Origin of the sequence: Gracilimonas sp. BCB1 (assembly GCF_040117685.2) — a bacterium.
In the GTDB taxonomy this organism is placed as follows: domain Bacteria; phylum Bacteroidota; class Rhodothermia; order Balneolales; family Balneolaceae; genus Gracilimonas.
In genome coordinates, this window is sequence record NZ_JBEDYP020000013.1 from 157,019 (window position 1) to 179,847 (window position 22,829).

A 22,829-nucleotide genomic window follows, 5' to 3' on the forward strand; every position below is an offset into this window, starting at 1 on the left:
ATTTTTAACCACATTTTGATACTATGAATATTTATATAGGAAACCTTAGTTATGGAGTTTCCAGCGACCAACTCAGAGAAGTTTTCGAAGCTTATGGTGAAGTAAGTTCCGCCAAAGTTATTACCGACAGAGGTTCAGGCCGTTCTAAGGGTTTTGGATTTGTTGAGATGGATAACAAAGCCGAAGCTGAAGCCGCTATTGAACAGCTCGACGGTGCAGAGATTGACGGTCGTCCGGTAAAGGTAAATGAAGCCAAACCCCGTAACTAATACTTCGGGTTATGAAATTTTCAGCCCCCGTTCATTTATTTGAACGGGGGCTTTTTTATTAACTTTTTTTCGGATCTACTTTTTGAAGTAACTTTATTGATCCGTAACAGTACATAACTAAGTCATTTAAACTCAACTAACTCAAGGAGCTATTACCATGATTATGACCACTACCAATCACTTAGACAGAAAAGAAGTGCAAAAATATTTGGGTATTGTTACCGGAGAGGCCATTTTGGGAGCCAATATCTTTAAGGACTTTTTCGCAGGGATCAGAGATATCGTTGGTGGGCGTTCCGGTGCTTACGAAAAAGAACTACAGCAAGCCCGTAAACTGGCTTTCGAAGAAATGGAACTGAAAGCCAACAGCGTGGGTGCCAACGCAATCATCGGCATAGATATAGATTATGAAACTATAGGCGCCAATGGAAGCATGTTGATGGTTTCCGTAAGCGGAACCGCCGTTTCTGCCGAATAGATTCCTAAAAAATTTATATCACAGAGACGCAAAATCGTGCGTCTCTGCAAATTAGTTTTGGTCTTTAACCAAACATGTCCTTCATCTTAGAGAAGAAATTCTTCTCACTGCCATCCAGATTAGATGGATCGAAGTTTTCTTCATCTTTGAATGACTTAACCGCTTCTTTTTGCTTGTCCGTCAGTTCTTCAGGGATGTACACATTTAAACGCACGTATTGGTCTCCGTCGCCTGAGTTATTCAACCCTTTGATTCCTCTACCGCGCATGCGTAACATTTTTCCGGGCTGAGTGCCGGGATCGATTTTAAGCTTGGCTTTGCCTTTTAGCGTAGGCACCTGTACTTCGGTTCCCAAAATGGCATCAGGAACGCTCAGCGTCAAGTTGTAATAAATATTATTCCCATCGCGGTCAAAATGCTCGTGCTCTTTTTCTTCTATAAGCACAATCAATGATCCGGCTGACCCTCCGCGACGCCCCGCATTACCTTGTCCACGCAGCGTGATGTAATTTCCATTGGAAACACCGGAAGGGATATTCACCTTAATGGTTTCCTCGCCCTTCACACGGCCTTCGCCACTACACTTCTTACACTTGTTTTTAATGATACGGCCTTCCCCTGCACAATTAGGGCATGCCTGAACGTTCACCATTTGCCCGAGCATGGTTCGGGTTACCTGCCGTACTTCCCCCATTCCATTACAGGTTCCACAGGTTTCAAAATCAGAATTGGTTTCTGCGCCGGTACCGTTACATTCGTCGCATTTAATCTGTTTTTTAATCTTAAGCTTCTTTTCAGCTCCAAAAGCAATTTCTTCCAGCGTCAATGGCATTCTGATTTTCATATCAGATCCGGGCTGTCCGGGTTCTTTCCTGCCACGGGAACGACCTCTACGGCCTCCTCCCCCGAAAGCTTCTTCTCCAAAAAAGCCACTGCCAAAGATATCCCCAAAACGGCTGAAGATATCTTCGAAGCCCATGTTATCAAAGTCGGCTCCGCCGCCAAAGCCACCCTGTCCGTTCACTCCCTGGTGCCCAAACTGATCGTATCGGGCTCGCTTATCAGAATCCTTAAGTACTTCGTACGCCTCGGATGCTTCTTTAAATTTCTTTTCTGCTTCTTTATCTCCCTTATTTCTATCGGGATGATACTTCATAGCCAACTTTCGGTAGGCCTTTTTTATTTCAGACTCCGAAGCACCTTTATCGACTCCTAATATTTCGTAATAATCTCTTTTGGTAGACATGTTTTACTCGCTCACTATAACTTTAGCATGACGGATTGTACGATTGCCAATTTTGTAGCCGCTATCCAAAACCTGCAGCACCACATCGCTTCCGGTGTCTTCATCCGGGGCGGGTTGTTTCATCATGGCATCGTGTAGGTTCACGTCAAATGGCACACCTGTTTTATTGATGCGTTCAACGCCGTGCTTTTCAAGCACTTTCTCAAATTTGTCTGCCACCATTTTCACCCCTTCAAGAAAACTGTCCTCAATTTCCGATTCTTCGGCTGCCTTAAGGGTTCGTAATAAATCATCGCTGATGGGCATAAAGTCTTCCAGAGCACCTGCCTTGGCTTCTTCAAACAGCTGTACTCTTTCACGCTGTACTCGTTTACGAACATTCTCTAGCTCAGCTGCTTTGCGAAGCAATCCATCCTTTGTATTAGATAACTCTTTCTCCAGCTCTTCAATTCTGATATCTTTCTCGTCCTTAGCCGATTCTTGTTCCTCGTTATCAGTTCCGGAAGCTGCTTTTTCTTCCTGTACTTCTTCAGTTACCTCTTCCTCAGTCGAGATATCCTCTTCTGAAATCTTGTCTTTGCTCATCTACTTTATCAGTATTAATACTTAAAAATTTTCTTCGTTTGTATTGCCCAATGCAAATAGTATGCCACGAACCTAACTCTCTCTATGAAATGACAAAGTTACTTCATTCTGTCATTCCTTTAAGATATTGGCATAAAAAAACCACTGCATTGTTACCAATACAGTGGTTAGAGTCTTACTTACTTAAGAAAAGTAGTTTAACTGCCAGATTGCTGACTTACACAATCTCCTGCGCAAACTTGAACGCTTGGCAGATTCAGTACATCTACAGCAGGTAACGTAGCATTAAACGTTTCTTCTATCGTCTTCAATACTTCGTTCACTACAATTGCATTACCTCGTGAATTAGGGTGAATTCCATCTGTTGAGAAAACACCGTTAGGACTGAAGTCAGGAGCCAGCAGGGTTCCGCTAACACGTACTCCAAGCTCTCCATCACTTAAACCAAACAAATCAAGGAAGGCGCCATCAACTGCATTTGTACTATGAAAAGCAATACGGGTTGAATTTGCATTCGCACCTTGTACAACTTGTTGCATAATCCCATTAAATGTTTGTCTTGCTGTTTCAATTTCCACGATTTCATCGCTGGTAAGTGTGTACTCGTCGCCAAGAGGCACTACCACTCCTATTTGAGATTGCGGGTTTTGCGGATCAGCAAGTGTTCCAAGTACAGAACCGGCTGAAAGTAGAACCAATTCATCGCCAATCTGCGGAAGGTCTCCCATCATTGGTCTTGCCTGTTCGTAAGGAACCAAAGCGGCACGTTGCTGAGCTGAAATGGCACCCGCCCCTTCAAGCTGATCGAATTTAGGCCCAAGGTCTTCCAGGTTGTCATCAATTATCAGAACGGGATTTGCGCCGGCAGAATAGCTCACCTTACGCATTTCAGCGTCTGCCTGATCGTGACCGAGGTTAGCCACAATGGCATCAAGAGCAGCATTAAATCCTGCAAATGCCTGATTAAGTGCATCTGAAGTTTCCTGGTCGAGTACTATTTGATCGTAAGTAACAGCTCTGAAGTATGGAATAGCTAAAATCGGTGGAATATCAATAACTACACCTTTCAGATCAGGTACTTGCATCAGGTTGTTAATAACCGCAGAAAAACGGGTTTGATAGTCTGCCTGAGAAGTAAAAATTGCATCGTTCGTTCCACCACTGATAGCAAAACCAAGTACATCATTATTTCCAATCCATAAGGAGAAGAAAGTAGGCCCTGCACTAATAGCATCACCTAAAATAGTAGACCCGTTTTGTCCATCTGCACTTGGGTTACTGGCAAAGCGAGCATAAAACGGGCTATAAGCCGGATTTTGCTCGGAATTTGGTCCACCCGCTGCTGGTGTTAACAACTGACCAACCTGAATGCCCGGAACGCCAAAATTATTCAGCTCACTGGTTGCTCCGGAATATGGGGTAATCGGATCTCCTCCAACTACCGGCGATGGTCCGGGAATATTAGTGTCAAGCTTAAAACGACCAAGAACAAGGCTTCCTTGTGGATTCTCTACCGCCGTATTGAACCCGTTTTCAGAGTTTATGTCCGGCTGGTTGAAATCAGAAGTACCACCCACGATTTCGAACTGTGAATTCATCAAAACGGCGATGGAATTAGACTGACCATCGTTGTATAAGGCTGCATCCATATATCCGGCAGTCAATGAATTCCCTATGGCTACATAGTTGCTGAAATTGGCATCACCGGCGGAATAGTTCTCCGATGGTGGTTCTTGTATTGGGTTGTCTTCCAGACGGTCATCGATCAAGGATTGTTCCTGACCTTCACATCCTACAAATACAAGAGCAGTTACTAAGAATAGTTTAGATAATTGATTTAAGTATTTCATAATAAAAATCTCTTTTTGTTTAGTTCAGGAATTGATCGAATGTGACGGAGAAGTAGTAAATGGCTCCCATTCTTGGGTTACCAAATGAGGTAGTATATCGCTCGTTCAGCACATTACTTCCACCAAGCTTAAGAATGGTGTTGTATTGATTGAGCTTATAACTGAACTGTGCGTCAAGTGTACCATAAGCCGGAATTACGCCTGCACCAAAAGATGATTCCCAGAAGAAAGCATCCTGCCAGCGATAGGTGAAATTAAAGCCCAGGTTATCTATCACTTCGCGGTTTTCGAGATTTACATTATATCTCCATTCCGGAGTGTTGTAACTTGCCCGGAAACCCTGATCAATTAAATCATCTTGATCCAATAGTTTGTTGTAAGAAACATTACCGCCAACTTTAAACCCTTTTGGAAGAGAGTAATCTACATTCAACCCCCAACCGTGTGAGTTTACGGTTCCGTCGGCATTTACGTCGAACCCATATTCCTGAGTTACTACGCCACCGTTAATGATAGCATCTTTTCCGTCATCACTGTCTGCATCAAAAGTACCAGGATCTTCACCTGGGCCATTCGGAACCCCTTGCACAAACTGGATTTCGGCAATGAAATCGGTATAAGAACTGTAGTAGTAATAAGCATCAATCATCAGCTTGTCGAAGAGTAGCGACTTATATCCGACCTCATAAGTTTCCACTTTTTCTGTTTTGAATTCTTCAAATTCCACTGCTTCTAATGCTGCTCTGGCATCTGCAGCACTACCTCCACTATTTGAAATTTGCTGTGCCTCCTGTACACTTTGTGCTGTATAAACAGTATTTGTTTCGAAACGGTACCGATCTACCAGGGTCTGGTTACTACCAATCAATAACCGGCTTACCACATCAAGATTAATGAACTGATCCTGTGTAGTCGGGATTCGGAATCCTGTTTGATAGGAAGCCCGGATATTATGCTGATCGGCTACTGTAAAAGTAGCAGAAACACGGGGAGAAAACTGGCCGTCAAAGTATTCGTTTTTATCATAACGAACAGAACCCTGAAGGTTTATCTGGTCATCAAGGAAACTCTTTGATGCCTGTAAATATGCTCCCCACTCATTGATATCAAACTCTTCTTCGTTCGCTACATCTTCATAGGCAAACAACGTTCCTTCAGAGTTAAGGTCATAAATCCGGTAGTTAGCGCCGGCAATAAGTTCAACTACTTCAGGATCAACTAATTCAGAAAAATTGTACATCCCCTCTACGTGATAAAGATCTGACTTATCGAGGAATAAAGCACCACCCTCAGCAATAGACAAGGCACGAAGTGAATCAACTGCCCGCTCAAAAGCCGGAGAGCCAGGAAGATAATCCTGTTGGCTTGCGGTTGCAGCCTGATCTGCTGCCTGATGAGCCTCTTCTACAGTAGCACCCTGAGTTCTGGCCTCGCCAAACCTCTGGAAATAGGGGGTAATGTAGGATATTTGGTTAATTCGGGTAGCAACGGTATTGGCTGCATATGTATCACCGGCGTCTTCCTGAGTAGTATAGGCTCTTAAAAAGAAATTAGGATTTCTAAGCTCAAGTTTTGCTGTCCAAATATTGAAATCGTCGAGAACAAAACGGTCATTGGCCGTGTAAACCGTACTACCAAAGCCGATATTATACTGGCCCAAAATTTCGTAGTTATCATTGATACGATAATGAAGCGCCGAGCCCAATTTTAAACTCTCGGTTGTATTATCTACAAATTCATCTTCGCGGAAACCCGGTGCTGAAAAATTACCATCCGGTCCGTCAGGATATAAACTGCGTATAGCTGCTACCTGGGCTCCTTGCGAACCTCCTCCTGCTATAACACCATCGGCAATAGCCCCTAAATTGAGTATGTCATCCCCATAAATATTTACACCGTTAAATACCCGGCGGTCGTTACGTGGATAATCGCCACGTTCTACAATTCCGCTTTGGTCACGATAATCCTGAGCCACAAAATCCTGCGCGCGTAAATAAGAGGCCACTACTTTATAGGCAAATTTGTTGTTCACCGTGTTTCCATACCGAAAATCATAACTCTGGTAGAGTGAAGGATCTTCTACTTCACTATCTATATGATTTACACCTTGCTTGATGTTAAACGAAAGTCCCTGATACTCAAACGGACTTTTACTGTTCATAAGCAAAATTCCATTAAGGGCATTAGGTCCGTATAGTGCGGAAGCTGAGCCCGGAATAAGTTCGGCGCTTTCCAGGTCGAGCTCTGAAATACCCACAATATTACCTACAGAGAAATTCAGCCCCGGAGCCTGATTATCGATTCCATCGATCAGCTGAACAAACCTGGTGTTACCATTTGCTCCGAATCCACGAGTATTAATCGACTTAAAGGTCATACTTTGAGTACTAAAGTCGACCCCCTGCATATTTGATATAGCGTCATAAAAAGACGGAGAAGCGGAAGTTTGAATATCCAGAACATCCATTTTTTCAATACTGACAGGCGATTTAAGGATGCTTTCCTCTACACGAGAAGCTGAAACGACTAAGTCACCCCCTGAGATTGTTTCCTCTTCCAATGTAATTTCAAGATCATCTACATTAGATTCGGTTATTTCTACCCGCTGAGAGGTAAATCCAACAATAGAGACAATGAGCGTTAATGGCGGATCCTGCTGTACCGTTAAACTAAATGTACCATCAGGTCGTGTAGAAGTTCCTATTACTTTACCATCAACCCGGATATTAACCCCTGCCAATGGCTCTCCTTCTGTATCAGTGACTATTCCTGATATTACTGTTTCATCTTCTATATTTGATGCGTAGGCACTTGTTGTACACACACATAAGGTAAGTATCACACACAAGGTAAATACTCGCTGAATCATGTTGCTCATTGTATTGATCCTTTTGATTATGGTTAGAGAGGCCAACTTTTATACCGTCTGTAAAATCAAGTCCATATATATGGAATTTCCTATTTAGGCCGAACTTTTATATAACACCAAATAAAAGTCTGTTTTTGGGATAAATGCAAGCGCTTTCACCACTTTTTATTTATGCATGAATGCTTTGCTTCTCTTATCCTTAGCAAAACTTTTACAACCCCCTTTAAGCACTATCACTATGAATGTTTCAGTAAAAACAGGTTTTAAATTTTTTCAGCTATTATTTTTTGTGCTGCTGGTATCCAATTGCGACACAAAGGTTAAAAAAAGTGCAAGTGAATCAGCACAGCCTGTTTCCTATCTCGCCCTTGGTGATTCTTATACCATTGGCACCGGAATTGAGCGGGAACACAGCTACCCTTATCAGCTGGCTGATTCTCTTTCAACCCTCGGCTTTAAAATAGATACCACCCATATTATTGCCACCAATGGCTGGACCACTGCTGACCTTAAAAATGGAATCGCTGAGCACAACCCTGCTTCTGATTTCGACCTGGTTTCTTTGTTGATTGGCGTCAATAACCAATATCAATGGCTGGACATTGAGCTGTATAAGGTAGAATTCCGTGAATTACTGGAACAAGCCATTGGGTTTGCCGGTGGAGACAGCAAAAAAGTTTTCGTCATATCTATCCCCAATTATGGGGTTACGCCATTTGCTCAGTCTAAAGACCCGGAAACCATTCGTCGAAAAATTAGTGAGTATAACGCCCTGGCTCAAGATATCAGTGGTGAATATGATGTTTCTTTTATTAATATTACGCCTATCTCAGAGATGGCCGAAGACGACCTGACGCTACTGGCTACTGATGAACTCCACCCTTCCGCAAAAATGTACAGCATGTGGATTGAGGAGATGCTCCCAACCGTAACTCACATATTGGTGCCATGAAAACTGAATTCAACCTAACACATATTTCCGCCAATAAAGACCCTCTCACTGACCGGATCACTTTCACTGAAACGCTCGAGTTTCGGTTATGGATGACCGTTGCAGCCAGTTGTATGATCAGCGTCTACATTTTTGATATGCTTGATGTTGATTTAGCTGGCTGGCAACAAATGCTTCTGGCAGCCGGAATGGTAATTGGCTATGGATTTGCCTTTATGGGTATTTTATTTAGAAGGAGCGCCGGGAAAGCAGTCATTTCTGAGAATGAGATCAAACTGCATCCAACCAAGAAAAAAGATAAATATCCGGATGAGCCTATTTCTGTTACCGAAAGTTCAGAGATAAAAGTATATGTAGTTCAAAAACTGAACTGGTTTACGCCCAAGGCTATCTTACAGTTTACTGTTACAAATAACAGTCAGGAGAATGAATTCACCATAAAATTAGGGAACAAAAAAACCAAAGAGCAATATTTGGAGTTATTGGAAGGTTGGTACAGGGGTGGTTATTCTGTAGAAGAATATGACATTTCAGGAAGCCGGATTTTTAAATTAGATCGAGGAAAATCATATGCAGACATTCAAGAAATCAAATCAGAATATGGTATCAGCTGGTAAGAAGCTCACTAAAATTACTCTTGTCGTTTCTATGATGTTTTTTGGCTACAGCGAAAAATCATCAGCCCAGAATCAAACTGATGAACGGACCATCACCATAAATATGAGCGCATCAGAAATGCTCCCGGCCGATCTTATTATTTTCAACGTGAACATCAATGCCGAAGCAGACTCACCGGAAGAAGCTTTTCAAATTCATAAAGAGAGAGAATCACTGTTGGCCGAACTTCTCAAAAAGTATGATATCAAAGAAGATAACATCAACTACGAGCCTATTCGCATGAATAAAAGGTATCGTAATGATGACCGCATGACCACGGCAACAAACCAGTCGGTTAGCCTCACCTTCAGTGATTTTTCGATTTATGAAAAGATCCAGGTTACCTTAATCGAAAATGGTTTTGACTCTTTTAACGGACGGTTCTCATCCACGGAAATTTCTCAGGGCAAGGAAAAAGCACTTATCTCTGCTATTGAAGCTGCAAAAAAGCGGGCAGAACTTATCGCTAAAACATCAGGCACTTCTTTAGGCCCGGTTCAGCATATCAATTATTCCGATCATCAGATAGGTATGCCCCGTCAGTCGGATGTGATGGAACTGCAAGCGATGAAAAGCGATGCCTCAATGATGGATTTCGGCCAGTCCGTTTCAGTAACCGCCAACATTAATATCTCTTTTTCTATCGAGTAATTCATTTCGTTAATCGTTGATTCGTTATTCGTTTCAAACCCTTTACGAATAACGATTAACGAATACCCAATTCACGGTTCAACAACATTTACCGCGTCAAAATACTTCGCTGCTTTTTCCAGGCCTTCATCTCCGTTCAAGGCCACATACCAGTATTGTTCAATTATGCCGGTGTCATTTTGCATGAGCAGCTGCATGGTTCCCTGAGACTTATGCTCGGCAATCACCCAGTTTCCAATGATGTTATAGTTCATCCGGTCGTTTACTCCAAAAGTCTGATTCCGGTTAAACTCAAATGTTTTGCCGGGCATCACTTTGGTTTCGGGGTACCCTTCAAGCTGGGTGAACTTCACCCCGGGATCATCTTCTCCGCGACGAACAAAAGCTTCCAGGGCTATCGGTCGGCTCTCTTCAGGCAGTGTTTGCAAAGCCTGGAGGGCAATCACCGCCGATGCTTTATGATGTCCATGAGTAGTTTCATACGGCAGCATCAGAAATAGAAAATCATACGCCCCCTTTTCCATGATGGAAACCAGCTTTTCCCGCGCCCAATCTGTATTCCACTTTTTCAGTGGTATACTTACATCTTCGGTGTATTCAAAATCAGGTTGATCCAGAAAGAAATAATTTCGGATTCCCACAATATCGCCCCCGGCCATCAGCTCCTTCTTTCGGATTCCGGGCAGCCATTCCCGGCCTACTTCTTCTTTATCCAATTCCTTTCCGTAGATATAATTCCCCAGGGTTGAATAGGTATATCCTCCTTCTCCATTCGTCAACAGAGCCAAATCCACCACACCATTCAGCAGTTGGGTAGTCTTGAAAATGGTAGCTGAAAACAAGGCATCATCATCGGGGTGAGCCGTTACCAGCAACACTTTGGGTTGGTAATCGAGAGGGGAATCCTGAGCGTTGATATTGAGGGATACAATCAGAAATGCGACGAAAGCGAGAAGTAATTTTTTCATGAATAATTTTTTAATGAAATGGACGCACGTAAAATAAAACAGAAATAGGAACTCATCAGATTTTATAGATACTCTTTTAGAACATACCACACCGTTTCAGCGATCACATCATGACCCTTGGGGGTTGGGTGAATGCCATCTCCCTGAATCAGCTCTTCTTCCCCGCCCAGTTTATTCATAATCAGCGGGATCAAAGGCAGATCATTTTCTTCTGCCAGTTCAGGGTAAATATCCTGAAACTGGGAAGTGTATTCTTGTCCCAAATTAGGTGGAACCTGCATTCCGGCCAGTATAATCTGACCGTCAGGGTTTTTTGCCTGATATTTATCAATGATCTGCTGAAGATTATCCTTGGTCGATCTTAAATCAATGCCCCGAAGTCCGTCATTACCTCCCAGCTCCAGTACCATAATGTCAATATCGCGGCGAAGAATCCAATCAATACGCCGAACTCCTCCGGCTGAAGTTTCCCCGCTTAGTCCCCCGTTAATAACTTCATAGTTCAAGCCCAGTGAATCAATTTTTTCCTGGATAATAGCAGGAAAGGCCTGTTCTTGCTGTACGCCCAGCCCGGCTGTAATGCTATCTCCAAAAAATAGAATGGTTTTTGAGTCAGCATTTTGAGCAGGCAACGAAATTGAAAAAATGGTACATAAAAAAAAGGTGGTTATAAAAAATCTCATTTCAGATAACTATTTAGATTTTATCTCGTACTTTTTTAGAAATTATACGGAATGTTAGAAGGCAATACCCTTGTTTGTTTCGGTATAACCAAATACAAGTAACGTGTCAAATATACTCGAAGTTCATCAGTTATACCGCAAGTTTGAAAGCGGCTCAAAAATATTAACCGTTGTTGACAACATTAACTTTTCTATTCAGGAGGGTATCTCATGCGCTATTGTCGGACCTTCCGGCTCAGGTAAAACCACCCTGCTGGGATTATGCGCCGGATTAGACCGGCCCACCTCGGGAAGTGTCTCCCTGAATAGAATTCCGTTAAACCCACTCAACGAAGACGAACGCGCACAGGTTCGAAACCAACATGTGGGTTTTGTATTTCAGACTTTTCAGCTGGTGCCTACTCTCACTGCTGTAGAAAATGTGATGGTCCCCCTGGAATTACGCGGAGAAGCTACACAGGAAGTACGGGAACGAGCCATAAATTTACTCACAAGTGTCGGACTAGGTGATCGAACCCATCACTACCCTACACAACTTTCAGGTGGAGAGCAGCAGCGTGTGGCCATTGCCCGGGCTTTTATCAATCAGCCTAAAATTTTATTTGCTGATGAACCCACCGGTAACCTCGATACCGAAACCGGGCAGTACATCGAAAAGCTGATCTTTGATCTTAACGAACAACAGGGCACTACCCTGGTTCTGGTAACACACGACCTGGAACTTGCCAAAAAGTGTGACCGTATTATCAGATTAAGAAACGGCCGCATTCACGAAGACAGCTTTGCTGAACAACAACCTGAAGCCGTAGTCAAATAGTCCATGAGTAATAAAAATTCTATGTGGTGGACATTCAAAATGGCTTGGCGGGATTCCCGCTCCAACCGATCCAAGCTGTTCCTTTTTATGGCGGCAATTATTGTTGGAGTGGCAGCTCAGGTTGCCATTACTTCCTTCCGCGATAACCTGAATACCAGTATCGAAAACCAGGCCAAAGAACTCCTTGGAGCTGATCTTGAGGTAGAGCGAAATGCTCCCTTCCAGCCGGAACTACAACAAGTTCTTGATTCATTGGGTGGTGAAGTTACTACCGGACTGGGGTTCAACTCCATGGCTTTTTTCCCTAAAAACGGGAATACACGCCTTTCTCAAATCACCGCTTTTGAAGGGGAATTTCCCTATTACGGAGACCTGGTTACCGAACCCGCATCTGCAGCCGATGTGTACCAGCAGAACCAATCTGCCTTGGTCGATGAACCCATTATGAGGTTATTCGGGATTGAACCCGGAGATTCGGTGAAAATCGGGCAGGTAACGTACAAGATTGAAGGAGCAATCATAGATGTACCGGGGCAACCGGTTGCAGCCTCTTTTTTTGGCCCGAGGATATTCATTCCGAAACAGAATGTTGAAGAAACCGGATTACTTCAAAGAGGCAGCCGGCTGGAATATATCTCCTACCATAAGTTTCCCGAAGGAACCGATATGGAGTATGTGGATGACCGGCTCGACCAGCTACGCGATGAACAAAACCTGCGTTTCGGCTATGATACCGTGGACGAACGGGAGGAAGAAGTGGGAGAAGCCATCCTTTACCTTTCCAATTTCCTGAACCTTATCGGCTTTATTGCCTTATTACTTGGTGGTATTGGAGTTGCCAGTTCCATTTTCGTGTACATCAGGCAAAAGATAAATACTGTAGCTGTTCTCCGTTGTGTGGGTGTATCATCCAATCAGGCAATGGCTATCTATCTTATACAGGCAACAGCTATGGGTTTTATCGGGTCGATGCTTGGAGCCATTCTTGGATCAGTTGTTCAATTGTACCTGCCGGTTTTGGTACAGGATTTCCTCCCGGTTGACATCGAACTTTATATCTCGTGGATCTCCATTTTCATCGGTATTGGAACCGGGGTGATTATCTCTATCCTATTTGCCCTTTTTCCACTGCTTGCGGTCAAGAAAATATCACCTTTATTCTCCTTGCGCAGTGTAGATGTAAATCTGTCGGGTCTCCTTCAAACTTCGACCAAAGTAATCCTTGGAGTCATCCTGGCCGTATTCATCACCTCTTATGCCTGGCTGATGCTGGGTGAGCTGATACCTGCCCTGTTCTTTACGCTTGGGCTTGCAGTTTGTCTATTATTACTCACTGGTTTCGCTAAGTTAATTATGAAAGGCTCCCGCAAGTTTTTACGCGCCGGCTTCAGTTATGAGCTTCGGCAAGGACTGGCTAACCTTTATCGACCTAATAATCAGACGACCACTCTCCTGCTCACCTTTGGTTTGGGCGTAACCATGATCAGTTCTTTGTATCTGACTCAGGATATGCTGCTCGATCAAATCGACTTTGGCGGGCAACAAGACCTGCCAAACCTTGCCTTGTATGATATTCAGTACGACCAGAATGAAGGGGTTAATGAAATTATTCAATCCGGAGGGCACGAAATTCTTCAGAACGTCCCCATTGTTACCATGCGTATTCAGGGCGTAAATGGATACACAAATGCGGAATGGGATCAGGATACCACCCGAAATGCAAGTGGCTGGGCACTGAATCGTGAATACAGATCTACCTACAGGGATTCTTTGTTGCCATCCGAAGAGTTGGTTAAAGGAGAATGGATTGGAAATGCAGCAGACATGAACGAGCCTTTCCCTGTTTCCATCGAAGAAGACCAACGGGATAACCTCGCCATTGATATAGGTGATACACTCACCTGGAACGTACAGGGCATCCCCATTCAAACCTATGTAGCAAGTACCCGAACAGTGAAATGGGATCAGCCTCAGCCTAATTTTTTTGTAGTATTTCCGGCCGGCGTTCTGGAATCTGCTCCCCAGTTTTTTGCAACCACAGTTAACACCACAAGCCGGGAGGCTTCCCTTGAACTACAACAGGAACTTGTTCAAAGTTATCCAAACGTTTCGGCTATTGATATCGGACAGGTCATCGAAACCGTTCGAAATTTCATCGATAAAGTAACTTTTGTGATTCAGTTTATCGGATTATTCAGCATCATTACCGGTTTGATTGTATTGGCCGGCTCAGCTGCTACCAGTCGCTTTCAACGGATACGCGAGGCTGTTTTGCTCCGTACTCTTGGAGCTGCAAAGAAACAGGTGATTAAAATTCAGGTTATCGAATATGTATTGTTAGGCGTGATGGCTTCTATCACAGGACTTGTTCTCTCGCTTGGTGCCAGTACCTTAATCGGCTACTTCTATTTTGATATTGAGTTCGTACCGAACTTCTTCATCATTGGAATTGAGATACTGATTCTTACGGCCCTCGTTCTGCTCATAGGATTATTCAACACCAAAGGGGTTCACAATAAACCACCGCTTGAAGTACTAAGAGCTGAAGCAACTTAGAAGCCAATGCCTTAAGTTTAGAATAAGGAACATCGTGCGGAAATATCCTTTTAAGTGATAGAATGACAATAAAAACATCTATCATGAGATCTCTACGCCTTAAACCTTTAGCAGTAATTCTTCTTCTCTTACTTCCTTTTGCTTCCTGTAAAAACTGGAGCAAGACAGCTAAGGGAACTACCATTGGAGCAAGTGCCGGGGCCTTAGCTGGTGCGATTATAGGAAAAGCAGCCGGTAGCACTACAACCGGAGCAATTGTTGGCGCCGCTGTTGGAGGAGCAACCGGAGCAGCTATCGGTAATTACATGGACAACCAAGCTGAAGAGTTAGAAGATGAACTTCAGAATGCAGAAGTGGAACGTATTGGAGAAGGCATTAAAATAACCTTCGATTCCGGCATCCTCTTCGATACCGACTCTTATGTAATTAAAGACCCGTCTAAAAGAGATCTGGAAGATTTAGCCAGAGTCCTGAAAAAATATAAAGACACTAATATCATGTTTGGCGGACATACGGACAGCAGAGGCTCTGAAAGCTACAACCAGGACCTGTCTGAACAACGAGCCCGTTCAGTAGCCGAGTTCATGGCCTTTATTGAAGTTGATCCCGAAAGAATGACGATTGTCGGATACGGTGAAAACCAACCTGTAGCTACAAACGATACCCCGGAAGGCCGCCAGCAGAACCGCCGGGTTGAAGTAGCCATTTGGGCCAATGAAGATTTAAAAGAAGCGGCCGAAAATGGAAAAATAGGTAGCTGATATCACTTTACTTATTAGTTTTTATTTTAGTCCTGCACGTTTAAAACAGCAGGACTTTTTTATTTCTTTTGTTAAAAACTATTACGATTCTACCACAGTACCTTAAAATTTTGGTTCACCGATGAAAAAAATAAAGAAAAGACTTCCTATACCCTCTTTTTTAAGACAAAATCAAAGTTCTAAAAAGCCGGGTCAGGCTCCTGGCACCCTCCTTTTTACCGGAGAGAAGCGCCTGGAAAATGTCTTGATGCATCTCTATGACTACGATGTTGAGCATCTTTCAGAGCACGACCTTTCCGAAATTGATGACAGCAAACCCTATCTCGATTCTCCTTCTAAGACCTGGATTAATGTATGCGGGCTTCACGATATAGAAAAACTGAAGGAGATTTGGGATTATTTTAACCTCCACCCTCTCATTCAGGAAGACATTCTGAATACCCAACAGCGGCCAAAAATCGAGGAATATGCTGACCATATGTTTTTTGTTCTTCGGATGATGAGTATAGCGGATGATACCGGAGAATTGAAGGTGGAACAAGTTAGTATCGTATTGTCACCAAACTCGGTTCTTTCTTTTCAGGAAGATGATTTCCCCATTTATGAACCGGTGCTGCACCGTCTTAGAAATGCAGCCCCCCGCCTTCGTAAACAAGGGCCCGATTATCTTGCCTATGCCCTTATCGATACCATCGTGGATCACTATCTGAAGGTGATGGAAAAAATCGGCAACGAAATTGAAGAGCTTGAAGATGAAATCCTGCAAAAGTCTGACGAATCAGTACCGGAGAAAATTCATGCCTTACGCCGAAAGCTGATTTTCTTCCGGAGATCGGTATGGCCGCTTCGTGACAGCCTGAACTCTCTGCTCAGAGAAGAATCTCACCTGATCCATGAGGAGAACAAGATCTTTTTCAGGGATGTATACGATCACCTTGTACAAATAATAGATGGCATAGAAAACTACCGGGATATGGCAATGGGGATGCTGGATATGTACATGTCTCAGGTCAGCAACAAAATGAATGAAGTGATGAAGGTATTGACCATTATCGCAACCATCTTTATTCCGCTTACATTTATAGCCGGCATCTATGGGATGAATTTTGAACATATGCCCGAACTTGGATGGAAGTGGGCTTACCCAACCGTGTGGGGCATTATGATTGTGGCTACCATTGGAATGGTGTTCTACTTCAGAAAAAAAGACTGGCTATAAGAGCCATAAAAAAAGGTCTCAATCACGAGACCTTTTTCTAACTAACTACGGAGGTATTATTGGGGATTCAATAATTCATTTTTAAAACAGAAATTTTATCCCGGCTAATATTTTCAATGTATTTACTTCATGGTCAACTACTTCTGACCTTGCCACATTATCCGAGTAATCAAAATAGTTGTACAGTGTTGAACGGTCGCTCCAAAATGAATATTGCCCGGACACTTCCAGCACGATGTTCGTAGCTACACGAGCTGAGAAGCCACCTGAAATGATGTTTCTATCCGCTTCGTACACATTACTTTTACCCGGAAGGAATCCATAGCCGGCCTTCAGGGTTACATCGTCATTTACCTCAAAGCCTATCCCGCCTTTCAGGTTAATCACTCTTTGGTAGGAAGAACCCATAAAGCTTTCCAGGCTTTCTTCTTCATCCCTGAGTTCAACTTCCTGGTCAAAATCCAGATCATTACCGGAAACCAGATCCAGCTCTAAATTGGAATAGTTTATCATCTCACCGGAAACGGAAAAGTTGAACCTGCCAATATTGTTCAAAGCAATCCCTGCTTTCAATTCTCCGGGTCTGCTTATCCGGTACTCATAATCCTGACTGCTGGCAAAATCTGCTTCGAACGGAGTTGAGTTGTCGTCCAGCTCGGTTCGGATGGAAGAATAATAGCTTTCCCTAACCACCAAAGTAGAGGGAAATAAGTAGCTGATTCCAATATTTAATTTGGGATTTACCTTGTATATAACTCCCGATCGGACAGAAAAACCCAATATTTCAGCATCAATCTCATCGTGCGTTAATATGCTGTGAATGTCCGTTCCTTCATCCGAAACATCCGATGGGATGAAGTTGAAGTTGTAATCATTTCGGTCATCAAGCTCCAAAAAATCTCGCCTGTAGGTGTAATTTCCGGCAGTCAGACCAGCTGAGAGCCCTACAAATAGGTTTTTTTGAAATTCGGTTCCAAAGAAGAATGAGTATTCTCCAATATTGGTAGTATGTGTGATTTCAGCATCCTGAGTAATACCCGGGTACTCCTGAAAGCCAATCCTGAATATAGATTCGAGGTAAGTAGAGTCAACATCTCCCCAGTCTATGGCATAAGTATCAAAGGCAATATCGTAATAATCGCTGGATGGCTCACGGAAGGCATCGGTGATTGTACTTTCTGAGTTACGGCCACCTATCCTGTAAACTTCTCGTTCATTACTAATCTGGTTATATCCGCCACCCAGCACAAAACTGCCTTGCTCGGTTGGCATTTTATATACAAAACCAAGATTTCCTAATTTGGTACTTTGATCGTCCGCTACTAAAGTATTTCCGAGATAGCTGTTCTTATATTCTGAGCGGTCATTGAACAGGCTAAAACTTACGTACCCATCTTCAATAAAAGCTATGCTTGCCGGGTTTTCAGCAAAACTTCCGTATCCGTTGGGGGAGGCCACAGAGGGAAATAAGCCTGTACCGGCATCTCCATTAAAATCCCACGAACTGAATTGAAGGGCCAGGTTTGAGTATGTGACCTGACTATTCCCATCCTGCGCATATAATTTCGATGAAAAAAACAGCGAGGGTACCAAGAGAAAAAATAGAATCCTCTTCATAGATGATCATTAATAATTTAAAGTTGGTTATTTCGGTAGCTTAGTTTCCGCCGCGGCTTCTCTTTTTAGAGCTGCTTGATGAACCTTTGCTTCGGGTACCTGAGGACCGGCTTGAAGATGAACTTCGGGTAACTTTAGTACCGGAGCTTTTGCGGGTCACGCCTCTTGAGAAATTATTTTTGGTTTTACTTGTATTGAGCCGGCTCCGCGAATTAAAGTCAAAAGATGACGAAGTTGATTTAAAGATAGAACGATCCAAAAAGCTCCCAATGTTTTTTAAACCCGACCGGGAAGAAGAACGGTTCAACCCATTTACTCTGACTTTTCGCGCCGGGATGGTATAAGACCGGCCATTAAAATCAGAAATATCAATTGTCCTCACTGATGTGCTGCTTAATGATGCACTATCGTTTCCTCGGGATCTTTTACGTGTTCCGCTGCTGCTATTCCCCTTGCTTCCACGGTCTCGACCAACTGAGGAGCCACTACCTCTGCTTCTGCCATTATTTTTAGAACCTGAACGGCTTTTACCAACGGAGGAACCCCTGGTTCGGGTACCACTGCTTCTTCCAACCGATGAACCCCTCTTGGTGGATGAGCCGGTACTTCTGACTCTTACTCCATTATTGGTACCTCGCGTCCGTGTAAGTCCAGAATTTCTTGTTCGGGTTACGCCATTACCTGATCGCGTTCTGTAGTCACTTCCATTTGCAAAACCACTGCCTCTTGGACCTTTGTAATAAAGATCTGCGCTTCTGCTGTACTTATTTGACCGGTGGTAATTGTTATAAACCCGTACGTAAGAGTAGTAGGGATGCCCCCAGTAGCCATCGTAATATGGGCCATAATATCCCCAGTGACCATAATAACCAGCGTAAAAACGAGGGTGATGAAAACCTCCAAACCCAATCCATATTGAAGATCGGAACCGTGGATAATAGTAGTCATAGTATCCATAGCCGTAACCGTAACCATATCTGTTATAGCTGAACCAGGAATTATACGGGTAATGAAATGATCCATCATAAAAACCATCGTTGTACCCGGCACTGTACCCTTTCCAGAACATTTTCTCAGCAAAGTGCGCCTTGTACCACTGCTCCGTTTCATAGTCTATGTAGTAAATACCGTCTTCCTCAAGCGCCAGTTGTTCGTCAAGATATTCTTCTTCATCACTGTTATAGTAAGAAGTACCGCTATCATCGGTGTCGGCAGTAGTACCTTTTTCAAACCCACTCCAGGAATAGTAATCCGAATATCGGTCGTTCTCTAAAGGATACTGATCAAACGTCTGGAATTGAGTGTAGCAGCCAGTGAATAAGAATGGCAAAAGAAGTAGAAAAAACCGGTTTGTTGCTTTCGAATGTTTCATGATCGTACCATTGCAAGACTACATTTTAATTTACATCGAAAAGATGAAACATCTATGGTTCTTATTTTATCACATGATAATGCTAATCATTTTACATGCTCAATAGTTTTTTAAACAAAATTATTTCTAAGCCAACTGTATTTCTTTTAGAATAGCAGCTTTAGTCCAGCTATTACCCTCACCCTTTGTACATCTGCAGTGAATGTGGTCGTTTGAGCTACATTATCAAAATCTATGTAGTTATAAAGTGTTGTTTGATTCTCATTCATCAAATAAGCCCCATCAAAGTTGAGTACCACATTATCCAGCAAAACAATAGAAAGAGCACCTGAAAATTCATGAGTATCACTATACTCAAAATTAGATTTTTCAGGCAAAAAAGAATACCCTAATGTTGCTCTCATTTTTTCTGAAATGGTAATATCAGTCCCGACTTTTACATTCAGTACTGCATTGTTATTCTTTTCCGCGAATGTGTTCTGCCTTTGTTGTTCATCTCTCCAGAACTCTACATCTGTAAGCCGGGCGTCCCTGTCAGAAACAAAGTCAAAACTGATGTTCCTATAGTCGATGTATTCAGCTGACACTGCAAACCTTATCCTTTTCTTGAATTCATAGTCAAAACCAATTTTTAAAATCCCCGGTTTTCTAATCCTGTATCTGAAACTTCCGGATGGTTCTACTTCAGCGAAAAAAGGCTCGGAATTATCATCCAGTGTGGTTTGAATGGAATAACTGAATAACTCTGAAACCTCTAAATCGGAAGGTAGCACATAGCTAAGGCCAGCATTAATGCTTCTATTAAATTGGTATAACACCCCTCCCCTGAGGTTCCAACCTTCGAATTTTGAATCGAGCTGATTGCGAACCAAGATATTATCAATATCACTTCCCTCAATAAAGTCTCCGTCGTAGTCATTTCGGGAATCTAGTTCCAGAAAATTTCTTTCATGTCCGAAATCTCCAAGCATGTAAGCCGCGGAAATACCAACAAATAAATTTTGCCTGAATTCTGTAGCAAAAAAAGCTGAATATTCTCCTGATAATGTCTCAGAACTCATCTTCCCTTCCTGATTAATTCCCGGAAAGGTACCCGGCTCAAATCCAATTCTGAAAATCGACTCCAGGTAGGTTCGATCCACATCTCCCCAGTCAATGGCATACGTATCGAAGGCAAGATCATGGAATTCATTCCCTTCATCTAAAAAAGAATCCGTAATCGTGTTATCCGAATTTCTGCCTGAGAAACCGAAACTTCGGTTCTCTGAGGTCAACCTGCTATATCCAACACCAATCACCATGCTTCCTTCAATGGTAGGCAAGCTATAAGTGAGACCGATATTTCCAATTTTATTAAGGTCAGATTCCGAATCGACACTTTTTCCCAGATAAAAGCTCTCCGAGGAAGCGTCTTGACGATAAAAGCTGAGCGAAAACTCACTTTTCCTCATTAAAGCCATGGAAGCCGGATTATCGATATAACTTCCATAGCCATATGACTGTGCAACAGAGGGCATTACGGGCAAAGAATTTGCTGAGATACCAGACCGGGTAAATTGCAGGGCCAGGTTCTGGAAACTGGTTGGCTTGAGCTGAGCCTGAGCATAAACTTTAACCGGTGACAATAAATACAGACATAGTATCAATAGCAGAGAATGCTTTCTCATATACAGTAGATATAGATTTGGATAGGTAAGAGTTCATTCAGAAAGAAGCACAGTCGGAGAAGACTTTAGTAGTTAACTGCCTCCACGTGAGCGTGAATCCCCATCTTCAGATGAACCTCTTGAGCGACCCGTTGATCTATCGCCTGCAGAAGAACGTCCGGTACTCCTAACCCTGGCATTATCTACTGAGCTGCTTCTTTTTCTGGTGCTGGAACGCTCAACAGATGATGAATTTACTCTGTACCTGTGGCTTTCAGATGTAAATGAAGGAGTATATCCTCTCCTGTTTCTGTATCGATCCCTGTACTTCTCAGCATGAGTATAGCTATTATAGAGATCAGCATAGGTATAATCTGTAGCGCCCCAATAGCTGTCATAAGGATTTGTATAAACAAAAGAACCATAAAAAGGATGCCAATTATAGAACCAATGCCCTGTAGGACTAAAATACCAATGTCCGGCAGCGCTTATCCCCCTGTTGTGATAAAATGAATTAGAACGGCCAAGTTGATATGCAAAATATACACCAAATCCTTCATCCCAAATAAAGTGGCGGTGATTAAAATGAAGTCTGGGGTCTTTCAGACTTGGAAAATCATAATCTTCTTGATCTGATTTTTCAGAATCAGTTGATTCGGCTTTGATCTCGCTTTTCTCATTAGATTTATGAGCAACCGCCTTCCCTTGATAACCCGTGAGGTAATTGTCGTTATACCAATCGTTAACTTCATAGTTTTTATAATAAATTCCGGATGCTTTCAGGCCCAAGTAATTATTATAGGAGTCAGAAATTGAATCAGACATCCTTAATTGTGTTACGCACCCCACACTGGTGAAGAATAGTATTGATGATAAAACAAAGAGTTTAGTATCCAGATATTTCATAACACAGAGTTTTGTTCAACTATTTAATAATATATTATCCGCTTGTTTTGTCAAAAAAAATAACATGATAATGTTAACTTTTCAGATCTCCCCCCTTAGCGATTTGGCAATTACCTCTGCCTTGGAATTAACATGCAGCTTTTTATAAATGTTTCGGATATGAGCCCGAACGGTATCAATAGATATATCAAACCGGTCGGCGATCATTTTGTAGCTAAGACCATCTACCAAACCATTTACAATATCCTGCTCACGGTTGGTAAGCATACTGTCTTCGTTTTTCTTTGGCGCTTCTTCGTTGAAATGAGAAATCACTTTCCGTGCGATTTGTGGTGACATCGGGGCGCCCCCCTTCAACAGATTTTCAATCGACTCTTTGATCTCAGGGAGGGATGTATGCTTCAATAAATAGCCTGATGCACCCGCCTTCAGGGAATCAAAGATCTTATGGGAATCGTGATAAACGGTAAGCATGATGATTTCAATCTCCGGATACTTCGACTTAATAACCTCCATACCTTTAATTCCCGACATTCCCGGCAGCTGAATATCCATCAGTATCACATCCGGCTTTTGATGTTTTTCGAGATAATCCAGCATCTCTTCAACGGAGTCGACCGCAACCGGGCACTGCATGTCTTTCTGCATATCCAGATACCGCTGTATTAAATCCCTGATCTTCTTGTTGTCTTCTACAATTCCAATGACAGCCATGACTAAACCTGCT

Annotated in this window: 20 protein-coding genes; 9 read left to right on the forward strand and 11 right to left on the reverse strand. The window is 42.8% G+C overall.

The window, feature by feature from the left end; all coding sequences use genetic code 11:
• The first annotated feature begins 23 nt into the window (after positions 1 to 23).
• Together ABFW99_RS09980 and ABFW99_RS09985 are read left to right on the forward strand one after the other, a co-directional pair.
• Positions 24 to 269, forward strand: a complete 246-nt coding sequence (locus ABFW99_RS09980) for an RNA recognition motif domain-containing protein (RefSeq protein WP_349353351.1) — start codon at positions 24 to 26, stop codon at positions 267 to 269.
• A 157-nt stretch (positions 270 to 426) separates the two neighbouring features.
• On the forward strand, positions 427 to 747 hold the full coding sequence (locus ABFW99_RS09985) for a heavy metal-binding domain-containing protein (protein WP_255132458.1): 321 nt from the start codon (positions 427 to 429) through the stop codon (positions 745 to 747).
• Between the two features lie 64 nt (positions 748 to 811).
• Here ABFW99_RS09985 and dnaJ read toward each other — a convergent pair whose 3' ends face one another.
• The 4 genes from dnaJ to ABFW99_RS10005 all read right to left on the reverse strand — a co-directional run bounded on the left by dnaJ (position 812) and on the right by ABFW99_RS10005 (position 7,306).
• A complete protein-coding gene (gene dnaJ / locus ABFW99_RS09990; RefSeq protein WP_349353352.1) occupies positions 812 to 1,993 on the reverse strand; it encodes a molecular chaperone DnaJ in 1,182 nt (393 codons plus the stop codon).
• A gap of 3 nt (positions 1,994 to 1,996) precedes the next feature.
• On the reverse strand, positions 1,997 to 2,578 hold the full coding sequence (locus ABFW99_RS09995) for a nucleotide exchange factor GrpE (protein WP_349353353.1): 582 nt from the start codon (positions 2,576 to 2,578) through the stop codon (positions 1,997 to 1,999).
• 197 nt (positions 2,579 to 2,775) lie between these two features.
• Complete coding sequence (locus tag ABFW99_RS10000; RefSeq protein WP_349353354.1) at positions 2,776 to 4,428, reverse strand: hypothetical protein; 1,653 nt, start codon at positions 4,426 to 4,428, stop codon at positions 2,776 to 2,778.
• A gap of 19 nt (positions 4,429 to 4,447) precedes the next feature.
• Entirely contained in the window at positions 4,448 to 7,306 is a 2,859-nt protein-coding gene (locus ABFW99_RS10005) for a TonB-dependent receptor (protein WP_349353355.1), read from the reverse strand.
• Between the two features lie 229 nt (positions 7,307 to 7,535).
• On the opposite strand from ABFW99_RS10005, the gene ABFW99_RS10010 reads away from it, so the two are divergent.
• From ABFW99_RS10010 to ABFW99_RS10020, 3 genes are read left to right on the forward strand one after another with little or no spacing between them, the layout of a single operon-like run.
• A complete protein-coding gene (locus ABFW99_RS10010) occupies positions 7,536 to 8,249 on the forward strand; it encodes an SGNH/GDSL hydrolase family protein (RefSeq protein WP_349353356.1) in 714 nt (237 codons plus the stop codon).
• A complete protein-coding gene (locus tag ABFW99_RS10015) occupies positions 8,246 to 8,866 on the forward strand; it encodes a hypothetical protein (RefSeq protein ID WP_349353357.1) in 621 nt (206 codons plus the stop codon). The genes ABFW99_RS10010 and ABFW99_RS10015 overlap by 4 nt, the downstream gene beginning before the upstream one ends.
• Positions 8,850 to 9,557, forward strand: a complete 708-nt coding sequence (locus tag ABFW99_RS10020; RefSeq protein ID WP_349353358.1) for an SIMPL domain-containing protein — start codon at positions 8,850 to 8,852, stop codon at positions 9,555 to 9,557. The genes ABFW99_RS10015 and ABFW99_RS10020 overlap by 17 nt, the downstream gene beginning before the upstream one ends.
• Before the next feature lie 71 nt (positions 9,558 to 9,628).
• On the opposite strand, the gene ABFW99_RS10025 is transcribed toward ABFW99_RS10020, so the two are convergent.
• Together ABFW99_RS10025 and ABFW99_RS10030 are read right to left on the reverse strand one after the other, a co-directional pair.
• A complete protein-coding gene (locus tag ABFW99_RS10025; RefSeq protein ID WP_440707492.1) occupies positions 9,629 to 10,525 on the reverse strand; it encodes a PIG-L family deacetylase in 897 nt (298 codons plus the stop codon).
• Between the two features lie 62 nt (positions 10,526 to 10,587).
• On the reverse strand, positions 10,588 to 11,208 hold the full coding sequence (locus tag ABFW99_RS10030) for an arylesterase (protein WP_349353361.1): 621 nt from the start codon (positions 11,206 to 11,208) through the stop codon (positions 10,588 to 10,590).
• Between the two features lie 103 nt (positions 11,209 to 11,311).
• Between ABFW99_RS10030 and ABFW99_RS10035 the strand changes: the two genes are divergently transcribed.
• The 4 genes from ABFW99_RS10035 (at position 11,312) to corA (ending at position 16,561) form a co-directional block, all read left to right on the forward strand.
• Positions 11,312 to 12,025, forward strand: coding sequence for an ABC transporter ATP-binding protein (locus ABFW99_RS10035; protein WP_349353362.1), 714 nt, complete (start codon positions 11,312 to 11,314; stop codon positions 12,023 to 12,025).
• Positions 12,026 to 12,028: 3 nt separating this feature from the next.
• Positions 12,029 to 14,581, forward strand: coding sequence for an ABC transporter permease (locus ABFW99_RS10040; protein WP_349353363.1), 2,553 nt, complete (start codon positions 12,029 to 12,031; stop codon positions 14,579 to 14,581).
• 83 nt (positions 14,582 to 14,664) lie between these two features.
• Entirely contained in the window at positions 14,665 to 15,342 is a 678-nt protein-coding gene (locus ABFW99_RS10045; RefSeq protein ID WP_349353364.1) for an OmpA family protein, read from the forward strand.
• A gap of 121 nt (positions 15,343 to 15,463) precedes the next feature.
• On the forward strand, positions 15,464 to 16,561 hold the full coding sequence (gene corA, locus ABFW99_RS10050) for a magnesium/cobalt transporter CorA (protein WP_349353365.1): 1,098 nt from the start codon (positions 15,464 to 15,466) through the stop codon (positions 16,559 to 16,561).
• Between the two features lie 81 nt (positions 16,562 to 16,642).
• On the opposite strand, the gene ABFW99_RS10055 is transcribed toward corA, so the two are convergent.
• From ABFW99_RS10055 to ABFW99_RS10075, 5 genes are all read right to left on the reverse strand, one after another.
• On the reverse strand, positions 16,643 to 18,178 hold the full coding sequence (locus ABFW99_RS10055) for a hypothetical protein (RefSeq protein WP_349353366.1): 1,536 nt from the start codon (positions 18,176 to 18,178) through the stop codon (positions 16,643 to 16,645).
• Between the two features lie 40 nt (positions 18,179 to 18,218).
• On the reverse strand, positions 18,219 to 19,550 hold the full coding sequence (locus ABFW99_RS10060) for a hypothetical protein (protein ID WP_349353367.1): 1,332 nt from the start codon (positions 19,548 to 19,550) through the stop codon (positions 18,219 to 18,221).
• Between the two features lie 146 nt (positions 19,551 to 19,696).
• Positions 19,697 to 21,217: a hypothetical protein gene (locus ABFW99_RS10065; RefSeq protein ID WP_349353368.1), complete on the reverse strand. Its 1,521-nt coding sequence runs from the start codon at positions 21,215 to 21,217 to the stop codon at positions 19,697 to 19,699.
• Positions 21,218 to 21,289: 72 nt separating this feature from the next.
• The gene (locus ABFW99_RS10070; protein ID WP_349353369.1) at positions 21,290 to 22,102 is read right to left on the reverse strand and encodes a hypothetical protein; all 813 of its coding nucleotides are present in this window, start codon (positions 22,100 to 22,102) and stop codon (positions 21,290 to 21,292) included.
• An 81-nt stretch (positions 22,103 to 22,183) separates the two neighbouring features.
• The gene (locus ABFW99_RS10075) at positions 22,184 to 22,816 is read right to left on the reverse strand and encodes a response regulator transcription factor (protein WP_349353370.1); all 633 of its coding nucleotides are present in this window, start codon (positions 22,814 to 22,816) and stop codon (positions 22,184 to 22,186) included.
• Between the last annotated feature and the right edge of the window lie 13 nt (positions 22,817 to 22,829).

Bases quoted from the DNA above. Each gene is read 5' to 3' on its own strand.
- ABFW99_RS09980 (WP_349353351.1), top strand. From the start codon at position 24: ATGAATATTTATATAGGAAACCTTAGTTATGGAGTTTCCAGCGACCAA.
- ABFW99_RS09985 (WP_255132458.1), top strand. From the start codon at position 427: ATGATTATGACCACTACCAATCACTTAGACAGAAAAGAAGTGCAAAAA.
- dnaJ (WP_349353352.1), bottom strand. From the start codon at position 1,993: ATGTCTACCAAAAGAGATTATTACGAAATATTAGGAGTCGATAAAGGT.
- ABFW99_RS09995 (WP_349353353.1), bottom strand. From the start codon at position 2,578: ATGAGCAAAGACAAGATTTCAGAAGAGGATATCTCGACTGAGGAAGAG.
- ABFW99_RS10000 (WP_349353354.1), bottom strand. From the start codon at position 4,428: ATGAAATACTTAAATCAATTATCTAAACTATTCTTAGTAACTGCTCTT.
- ABFW99_RS10005 (WP_349353355.1), bottom strand. From the start codon at position 7,306: ATGAGCAACATGATTCAGCGAGTATTTACCTTGTGTGTGATACTTACC.
- ABFW99_RS10010 (WP_349353356.1), top strand. From the start codon at position 7,536: ATGAATGTTTCAGTAAAAACAGGTTTTAAATTTTTTCAGCTATTATTT.
- ABFW99_RS10015 (WP_349353357.1), top strand. From the start codon at position 8,246: ATGAAAACTGAATTCAACCTAACACATATTTCCGCCAATAAAGACCCT.
- ABFW99_RS10020 (WP_349353358.1), top strand. From the start codon at position 8,850: ATGGTATCAGCTGGTAAGAAGCTCACTAAAATTACTCTTGTCGTTTCT.
- ABFW99_RS10025 (WP_440707492.1), bottom strand. From the start codon at position 10,525: ATGAAAAAATTACTTCTCGCTTTCGTCGCATTTCTGATTGTATCCCTC.
- ABFW99_RS10030 (WP_349353361.1), bottom strand. From the start codon at position 11,208: ATGAGATTTTTTATAACCACCTTTTTTTTATGTACCATTTTTTCAATT.
- ABFW99_RS10040 (WP_349353363.1), top strand. From the start codon at position 12,029: ATGAGTAATAAAAATTCTATGTGGTGGACATTCAAAATGGCTTGGCGG.
- ABFW99_RS10045 (WP_349353364.1), top strand. From the start codon at position 14,665: ATGAGATCTCTACGCCTTAAACCTTTAGCAGTAATTCTTCTTCTCTTA.
- corA (WP_349353365.1), top strand. From the start codon at position 15,464: ATGAAAAAAATAAAGAAAAGACTTCCTATACCCTCTTTTTTAAGACAA.
- ABFW99_RS10055 (WP_349353366.1), bottom strand. From the start codon at position 18,178: ATGAAGAGGATTCTATTTTTTCTCTTGGTACCCTCGCTGTTTTTTTCA.
- ABFW99_RS10060 (WP_349353367.1), bottom strand. From the start codon at position 19,550: ATGAAACATTCGAAAGCAACAAACCGGTTTTTTCTACTTCTTTTGCCA.
- ABFW99_RS10065 (WP_349353368.1), bottom strand. From the start codon at position 21,217: ATGAGAAAGCATTCTCTGCTATTGATACTATGTCTGTATTTATTGTCA.
- ABFW99_RS10070 (WP_349353369.1), bottom strand. From the start codon at position 22,102: ATGAAATATCTGGATACTAAACTCTTTGTTTTATCATCAATACTATTC.
- ABFW99_RS10075 (WP_349353370.1), bottom strand. From the start codon at position 22,816: ATGGCTGTCATTGGAATTGTAGAAGACAACAAGAAGATCAGGGATTTA.